A 9,101-nucleotide genomic window follows, 5' to 3' on the forward strand; every position below is an offset into this window, starting at 1 on the left:
TTATGAGTCAAACTACTTCTAATCAGGAAGAATTTATAGAAATTTTTGGTGCCCGAGAGCACAATTTGAAAAATCTAGACCTGAAAATACCTCGAAATAAGTTAGTGGTAGTGACTGGACTTAGTGGTAGCGGAAAAAGTTCTTTGGCTTTTGATACCATTTACGCGGAAGGTCAAAGACGTTACATGGAATCCTTTTCTGCCTACGCCAGGTCATTTTTGGGTGGATTGGAAAGACCAGATGTTGATAAAATAAATGGTCTTTCACCAGTAATTGCCATAGAACAAAAGACAACATCAAAAAACCCCAGATCTACCGTAGGAACCGTAACCGAAATCTATGATTTTATGCGTTTGCTTTATGCAAGGGCAGGTGAAGCTTTTTCTTATCTCACGGGAAAAAAAATGATACGGCAAACGGAGGATCAGATTATTGAACAGCTTTTCTCAAAATTTGAAAATAAAAAATTATATATCCTCGCTCCGGTTGTAAAGGGAAGAAAAGGGCACTATCGAGAGCTATTTGAGCAAATCCGAAAAATGGGATTTTCAAAAGTTAGGGTTGATGGGGTCGTAATGGAGATGGTTCCTAAAATGCAGGTGGATCGATATAAAATCCACGACATAGAAATAGTAGTTGACCGAATTGTAGCAGAAGAATCAGATAGATTCAGAATTACCCAATCTCTAAAGTCTGCTTTGCAACATGGAAAGGGTGTAATTATGATCCGCGATGAGGAAGGAGAGATTCATCATTTTTCAAAATACCTAATGGATCCTGAAACTGGACTTTCCTATGATGAACCAGCACCAAACAACTTTTCTTTCAATAGTCCCTATGGCGCGTGTCCTAGTTGCAATGGATTAGGAATTATTGAAGAAATCACCAGAGAAAATATTATCCCGGATCCAAATTTGAGTATCACTCGAGGTGGTATCGCTCCATTGGGAGAATATCGCGACATTTGGATTTTCAAGAAAATTGAGGCTATTCTAAAACATTATAAATGTTCCATGAGTACCCCTATCAAAAATTTGCCGGAAGAAGTGGTTGAGATTTTGCTGAAAGGGGACAAAATGGAAGTGGCGGTTGATTCTGTAAAATATCCTGGAACTAAGTGGCATACGACATTTGAAGGAATTCTAAATTTCCTGCAGAAATATCAAGAGGGGGGATCGGATAAAATCCAAGAGTGGGTGAGTGAATTCACAAGCACTCAAATATGTCCTGATTGCGAAGGCTATCGTTTGAAAAAAGAATCTCTGAACTTTAAAATTGACAATAAACACATCGGACACCTTGCCGTCATGGATATAAATGGCTTAGGAGAATGGTTTGAAAATTTAGAGGAGCGGTTAAGTGAAAAACAAAATATAATTGCCAGTGAGGTTTTGAAAGAAATCCGGAAGCGGATTGGATTCCTTCTTGATATTGGATTAGATTATTTATCCCTCAATAGGCCACTTAAAACACTTTCCGGGGGTGAAGCTCAAAGAATTCGACTGGCTACACAAATTGGGACACAACTTGTGGGGGTCCTCTATATACTTGATGAACCGAGTATCGGACTTCATCAAAGAGATAATGTCAAATTAATCAAAGCTTTACAAAATCTTCGGGATCTAGGAAATTCTGTTCTTGTTGTAGAACACGATAAAGATATGATGCTTGAATCTGACTTCGTCCTCGATATGGGTCCTGGTGCTGGAAGACATGGTGGACATATAGTGGCAGCCGGTACGCCAAAGGAGGTTTTAAAAACATCAGGAACAACTGCAAAATATCTTCTTGGGGAGCTTGGGTTACCTATTCCAGAAGTAAGACGAAAGGGAAAAGGTAAATCCCTAATTCTAAAAGGAGCCAGCGGAAATAACTTAAAAGACATTGATCTAAATTTGCCTTTGGGCACTATGATTTGTGTCACAGGAGTTTCCGGAAGCGGAAAAAGTACTTTAATCCATGAAACGCTATTTCCTTTATTGAGCAGAGAATTCTACAGATCCAAAAAAGAGCCAATGGCTTTTAAGAGTATAGACGGACTAAAAGAATTGGATAAGGTTATTGAAGTAGATCAATCTCCTATTGGAAGAACTCCAAGATCTAATCCAGCTACTTACACAGGTGTTTTTTCTGATATTAGAACTTTGTTTACAGAACTCCCGGAAGCTAAAATTAGAGGGTATAAACCAGGACGTTTTTCTTTCAACGTCAAAGGCGGCCGCTGTGAAGATTGTGAAGGGGCAGGTATGAAATTGATCGAAATGGATTTTCTTCCTGATGTTCATATCCCTTGTGAAACCTGCAAAGGAAAACGATATAATCGGGAAACTTTGGAGGTAAGATTCAAAGGAAAATCCATATCGGATGTACTGGATATGACTGTGGAGCAAGCGGTTGAGTTTTTTGAAAATCAACCTAAAATCCTTCGAAAAATCACTACGCTCAATGATGTTGGACTTGGATATATCACATTAGGGCAACATGCAACTACGCTCTCAGGAGGAGAGGCTCAGCGGGTGAAACTCGCGACAGAGCTCTCTAAAAAAGACACGGGTAAGACTTTTTATATTTTAGATGAACCCACTACAGGCTTACATTTTCAAGATATTGATTTACTTATGCTAGTTTTGAATCGATTAGTGGATAAAGGGAATACTGTGCTAATTATTGAACATAATATGGATGTCATAAAAATGGCAGATTATATTATTGATTTAGGTCCAGAAGGAGGAAATAAGGGAGGAAGTATAGTAGCTCAAGGTACACCAGAGCAAGTGTCCCAAAACCAAAAAAGTCATACTGCCAAATTCCTAAAGGTAGAATTAAACTAATGATCTCAATTAAAATCAAGGCTTTAGTCCATTTATCACAATAAAGGAAATCAATCTTTTGTGATTTCTATCTTTATCAAGGAATGAATAGATTCAGATTATATTGGATTTTACAAGTTTTTGGTTGGGGGCTCTTTGCCTTTGTAAATATTTTCTTTGCCAATTTATCACGAGGGATCACACCGGTCCAAATTTGGGCATTTGTAGTTTTAGCGGGCTTTTACTTAATCTCAACCCACTTTTTACGATTCATTATTAAATCATATCAATGGTTTAAACTTGAAATTTCTCAATTATTACTTCAGGCGTTATTAGCTTTACTCGCATTAAGCCTAATTAATACCATTGCGCAAGTATTCATTAATCTAGCTTTTGGGACATTAAACCCTTCAGAAGACTTTAAAATCCTGGTTATTTCGGTCAATCTATTCTTGAGTTTCTTGTTTTATGCGATTTGGTTTTTGTCTTATTTCTTGTTCCACTTTTTGGACAATTACAACACCTCATTAAAATATGAAGCCAAAATCAACGAAATCAGGTTAAACCATCTAAAAAGTCAACTCAATCCTCATTTTATTTTTAACGCTTTAAATAGTGTTAGAGCTTTGGTGGATGAGGATCCTGTAAAAGCAAAAACTGCCATTACCAGAGTTTCCAATATTCTCCGCTTTTCCTTAATGATGGATAAAAAACAGGTGATCGAATTTGAAGATGAATTAAATACAGTAAAGGATTACTTAGCACTTGAAACCATTAGATTTGAGGAGAGATTAGAGGTATCATACATTATTGAGGAGGAATCTTATAGCTATAAAATCCCTCCGATGATGCTTCAGACTATTGTTGAGAATGCGATTAAACACGGGATTTCTAACCTAGTCAAAGGAGGAGTAATAGAAATCAAATGCCGTGAGGGAGTTGATGATGACCTTTACATTCAAGTAAAAAATAGTGGTAGATTACTTTCCACGCCTACTTTAAAGAAAAAAGGAGAAGGAGGACACGGCCTTAGTAACACCGTTCAAAGGCTAAAACTCATTTATGGAAATAAAGGTACATTACGTATCTTTAACTCAGGAAGTCAGTACGTAATCACAGAAATAAAAATCCCCAAACAAAGAGTTAACTTAGAATAACAAAATTCAAATATAATGCGAGCAATTGTAATAGATGATGAAAGACTAGCGCGAAAAGAGCTAATCACACTTTTAAATCAATTGGAAAGTGTAGAAGTAGTCGGTGAAGCTGTCAATGTTGACGATGCGAAAGAAAAAATTGATCAGCTGAACCCTGATGTGATTTTTCTCGATATCCAAATGCCCGAGAAAACCGGTTTTGAATTATTGGAAGAATTGGATCAAGTTCCCCACGTGATCTTTACTACTGCCTATGATGAATATGCGTTGAAAGCTTTTCAAGTGAATGCTTTAGATTATTTATTAAAGCCAATTGAGCCTAAAAGGTTGGAGGAAGCGATTAACAAGCTTTCCTCAAAAATAGATGCTAATTCCAAAAAGGAAGATTTTAATTATTCGGCAAATCAGAAAAAACTAACCTTAGAAGATCAGGTCTTTGTTAAAGACGGAGATAGATGTTGGTTTGTGAGACTTTCGAATGTGAGGCTTTTTGAATCAGACGGTAACTACATCAAAGTTTATTTTGACAACTTCAAACCAATGATCCATAAATCTCTTAATGCGTTGGACGAAAGACTAGACGAGAAATCCTTCTTTAGAGCAAGTCGAAAGCACATTATTAATTTAGGTTGGGTAGAGGGAATAGAGCCTTGGTTTAATGGAGGTTTAGTTGTCACACTTAAAGGAGGTGATAGAATCGAAGTCAGTAGAAGACAAGCTGCAAGATTTAAGGAAATGATGAGTCTTTAATAATCTTCAAGTTAAGTCCAAACTGAAATTTTTGGGATTTAATTTCCAAAATTTAATTCTGTGTTTAGGCAAGAATAAAGATTTAAATTTTTAAATTAACTTCACTTAATCTTAACCGAATATCTCAAAGAATCTAATGAAAGAAGAGCGGATTTTAATAGTAGAAGATGAACTAAGTATCGCAGAGAATATCCAAGAAATTCTGGAACTTCTTGGATATGTAAACATTGATATTGCCAATTCGGCAAATCAATGTATCAAGGTCATCAAAAAATATAGACCTGATTTGATATTTATGGATATCAAATTAAAAGGCGATAAAGATGGAATTGAACTTGGTGAGATAGTTAAACAAATGGTCGACGCTCCTTTAGTTTATGTGACATCTTATAGTGATCCAACTATCATTGAAAGAGCTAAAAGGATTAATCCTGCCGGTTTTATTGTAAAGCCATTTAATACAAATGATATTCATGCTATCGTTGAAATTGTTCTTTATAATAAAAGAACAAAACCTAGTACTGAGACTGCTGCAGTAAAAACAGCAAATGAAAGTCCTTATTTAGTTACTGATGCCGTATTCATAAAAGCAGATAATGCTTTTGAAAGAGTGCCATATAATGACATTTATTATGTTGAGGCGAATGGAAATATGGTCAAAATCTTTTCTAAAAACAGAGAATTCAGCATTCGGAAATCCATGAAAGAAATTGAGGACATTTTACCTTCTCAATATTTCCTCCGAGTGCAAAAATCATACATTGTACATTTAGGTCAAATTGAATTTTTCAATACCAAAGAAATAACCCTGAAACAAGGAGCCGTCGTCCAAGTTGGAAGACAATACTATAACAGTTTCCTTTCGAAACTGAATACTATTACTGAAAGTTGAGAAGACAAAAGAGGTGGGCAAAACCCACCTCTTTTGATAACCAAACAATCAACCAAATTAACCCTTACGAGTAATTTTCTTTAAGATTTTACTGGTCTGAATACTAGATTATCTTCTAATATTTCAGGCTTTAATGTTTCATGAGAAATGTGGTAAACATCACTCCTTTGTCCGATAGTATTTGTTGGTTTAGTTTTTTCAAATCGGGCAGTATGTCTATCTGTGTATGAACTTGCTTCTGTTTTCGCTTTCCAAACAATGGTGAAAGCCATTAGTAAGCCAAGTGCAGCACAAATGTTTTTTTGGGATAAATATGAAGCTATCATGGCAGTTGTATTTAAGTTGGTTTAATTTCGTGATAGGTATATGCCAAAAAGTGACCCAATTTTTTAAACATCTGATTTACAGTTATTTAAATAAATTTGATTAGCTTATTATGTACAGTAACGAACACCCCACCATCAGGTTCGAACAAAACCACTCAAAATCAGAGGTAATTAGAAGTTTCAAAAAATTGAATTTTATTCACATTTAACAAAAACCCCATTCCTCTAAACTAAAAAAGATGCTCCCTATCCAGAAGCATCTTTTTTGAGGTTTATATATTCGCGAAATTTATAACAACTCATTAGCCAGATTCGCTAATTCAGATCGCTCTCCTTTTTCAAGCTTAATGTGAGCATAGAGCGGATGATCTTTTACCCGGTCAATTAGATAGGAAAGACCATTTGATTGTGAATCCAAATATGGCGTATCTATTTGAAACACGTCTCCTGTAAATACAATCTTCGTATTTTCTCCAGCTCTAGAAATAATTGTTTTGATTTCGTGTGGAGTCAAATTTTGAGCCTCATCAACTATGAAGAAAATGTTTGACAAAGATCGACCACGGATATATGCAAGAGGCTGAATCACCAACTTTTCCTGATTTACTAGTTCCGTAATCTTTTGAAATTCCTTATCCGTGTCTTTGTATTGATTCTGAATAAATTTCAGGTTGTCCCAAAGAGGTTCCATGTAGGGGTTCAACTTTGACTTAATATCCCCAGGTAAATACCCTATATCTTTATTACTAAGAGGGACGATAGGTCTCGCTAGAAAAATCTGCTTATAATCTCTTCTCTGTTCCAACGCACCAGCCAGAGCCAATAATGTCTTACCTGTTCCTGCCACTCCCTGAATGGAAACCAATCGAATTCTAGGATTTGTAATAGCATCCAAGGCAAAGGTTTGCTCGGCATTTTTAGGCTTAATATTATAGGCTAGTTTTTTGTCTACCCTTTCCAGAATATTTTCTTCAGGATTGAAATATGCTAAAACAGAATTCTTATCGCTTTTTAGAATATAATAAGCATTTGCTTTTCGCTTTCTAGTTCCTAAAACAGTTTTGGCCTCTATATATCCTATTTCATAAAGCTTATTGATCGCTTCTGGATCCACATCTTCAAGTACGTATTTACCGGTATTTTCAAGCTCAGTAATATTCTTGATTTTGCCGGTTTCATAATCCTCTGCTAAAAGTTCGAGCGATTTAGCCTTTAGTCGAAGGTTTATATCTTTACTTACAAGAATAACCTTTCGGTTTTTCTCATGCTGTTTTAGATACAATGCAGCATTTAAGATTTTATGGTCATTCTTTTCTTCCCCGAAAATTTCGTTTGCATTGATCTGATTTTCTGGATTCATCAGAACTCTAAAGCTTCCCTTAGTTTTTCCATTTAGAGGAGTCCAATTATGAATCATTTGATCCTTAGATAATTTATCCAAAAGCCGAATAAACTCTCTAGCCTCAAAATTCTTAGTATCATTGCCTTTCTTGAACTGATCCAGTTCCTCCAATACTGTGATCGGAATGACCACATCGTGTTCGGCAAAATTCATTATGGAGTTATGTGCGTAAAGGATTACTGAAGTATCCAACACAAAGATTTTCCGATCTTTATCGGCTTTTGCTCTTGGCATGTGTATGGTAGGTTGTAATGGTACTGAGTAGGTTTAATTTAGATAAATAATGTCTGTATTCTTTCCATTTTTACAATTAATTATTCTTAAAAAAAATTAAAAAAAGCCTATTTATTTGACTATCAACCCAATAAAAAAGGGCCAATAACTATTTAATCGCCCTTTTCAACTCAGATTTCAGAATTTTAATTTAACAATGCCGCTATATCATCCTGATCAAGACTTTTCATAAAGCTTTCCTCTGTGCTAATCAATTCTCCTGCTAATGCAAGTTTCCTATTTTGGAGTGCCATGATCTTCTCTTCTACAGAATTTCTACTGATAAATTTATAGATAATCACCTTATTCTCTTGGCCTATTCTATGTGCTCGATCTATCGCTTGAGCCTCTACAGCTGGGTTCCACCAAGGATCTAAAAGAAACACATATTCTGCTTTGGTTAAATTCAATCCTACTCCACCTGCTTTTAAGGAAATAAGGAATACTTTGATTTCTTCTTTTTCTTGAAAGGCTTCTACTTGGCCCTGACGATCTTTTGTAGACCCATCTAAGTATGAAAACGGGATTTTTTCTTTGATTAAATACTCTTTAACAATTGCCAGATGTCTAACAAATTGACTGAAAACAAGTACTTTATGACCCTCCGAAATTGTAGATTGAAGCATATATGTGATATCTTCCAACTTACCTGATTCCCCCTCGTAATTATCTCTTACCAATTTAGGATGATTCGCAATTTGTCTAAGTTGAGTTAGACCTCTGAGTAAGGTAAATTGTTGAGAATTTCTTCCGGTGGCTTTGATATCGGAAATTATTTTTTCTCTATAATAATTCTTTACTTCTTCATAGACTTTTTCTTGCTCTGAAGTCATAGCGGAATATTTCACATTTGTGATTTTTTCAGGCAGGTCAGTCGCTACTTGAGATTTAAGCCTTCTCATAATAAAAGGTTTGATCATCGAATGAAGCTTGGTCGCCTTATTCCGATCATTTTGTTTCTCAATAGGCAACAGAAACTGTTTTTTAAATGAGTTTTGTGTTCCTAATAATCCAGGGTTTACAAAGTTCATCTGAGACCAAAGATCCATTGTGCCATTTTCTACAGGAGTACCGGTAAGGATCAATCGCTGCTTACTTTTCAATTGATTCACCGCAGCAGCAATATTACTACTTGGATTTTTGATCGCTTGAGACTCATCTAATATTACATAGTTGAAAAAGAAGCTTTTTAGTATTTCAATATCCAATCTTATAATTCCATAAGAAGTCAGGACTAAATCATAATCACTAAATCTCCAAGGATCTTTTATTCGGTTGGTTCCAGTATATACTAAAATCTTCAAATCAGGTGTAAACTTTTTTGCTTCCAACTCCCAATTGTAAATCAATGAAGTTGGCATTACCAATAGAGAAGTTTGTCCTTTATTGACTTCAGCTTCGTGGGCCAAGAGCGCTAAAGTTTGGACAGTTTTACCCAATCCCATATCATCTGCGAGACATCCTCCAAACTTAAATTCGTTTAAAAATCGA

Annotated in this window: 7 protein-coding genes; 4 read left to right on the forward strand and 3 right to left on the reverse strand. The window is 35.5% G+C overall.

The annotated features are described in order from the left end of the window. The first annotated feature begins 2 nt into the window (after window positions 1-2). From uvrA to Q0L68_RS01005, 4 genes are all read left to right on the forward strand, one after another. Window positions 3-2,831 (forward strand): excinuclease ABC subunit UvrA, encoded by a 2,829-nt coding sequence (gene uvrA / locus Q0L68_RS00990; RefSeq protein ID WP_296698117.1) that lies wholly within the window; start codon window positions 3-5, stop codon window positions 2,829-2,831. 83 nt (window positions 2,832-2,914) lie between these two features. Continuing rightward, the gene (locus tag Q0L68_RS00995; protein ID WP_296698120.1) at window positions 2,915-3,967 is read left to right on the forward strand and encodes a histidine kinase; all 1,053 of its coding nucleotides are present in this window, start codon (window positions 2,915-2,917) and stop codon (window positions 3,965-3,967) included. Window positions 3,968-3,982: 15 nt separating this feature from the next. Then, window positions 3,983-4,717: a response regulator gene (locus tag Q0L68_RS01000; RefSeq protein WP_296698123.1), complete on the forward strand. Its 735-nt coding sequence runs from the start codon at window positions 3,983-3,985 to the stop codon at window positions 4,715-4,717. Between the two features lie 136 nt (window positions 4,718-4,853). Continuing rightward, the gene (locus Q0L68_RS01005; RefSeq protein WP_296698126.1) at window positions 4,854-5,609 is read left to right on the forward strand and encodes a response regulator; all 756 of its coding nucleotides are present in this window, start codon (window positions 4,854-4,856) and stop codon (window positions 5,607-5,609) included. A gap of 80 nt (window positions 5,610-5,689) precedes the next feature. Here Q0L68_RS01005 and Q0L68_RS01010 read toward each other — a convergent pair whose 3' ends face one another. From Q0L68_RS01010 to Q0L68_RS01020, 3 genes are all read right to left on the reverse strand, one after another. Beyond that, complete coding sequence (locus tag Q0L68_RS01010) at window positions 5,690-5,935, reverse strand: hypothetical protein (protein WP_296698129.1); 246 nt, start codon at window positions 5,933-5,935, stop codon at window positions 5,690-5,692. 289 nt (window positions 5,936-6,224) lie between these two features. After that, the gene (locus Q0L68_RS01015) at window positions 6,225-7,571 is read right to left on the reverse strand and encodes a PhoH family protein (protein WP_296698152.1); all 1,347 of its coding nucleotides are present in this window, start codon (window positions 7,569-7,571) and stop codon (window positions 6,225-6,227) included. Window positions 7,572-7,756: 185 nt separating this feature from the next. Further along, a partial coding sequence (locus tag Q0L68_RS01020) for a DEAD/DEAH box helicase (RefSeq protein ID WP_296698154.1) occupies window positions 7,757-9,101 on the reverse strand: 1,345 nt, incomplete at its 5' end.

This window comes from Algoriphagus sp. (assembly GCF_024642405.1).
GTDB lineage: Bacteria > Bacteroidota > Bacteroidia > Cytophagales > Cyclobacteriaceae > Algoriphagus.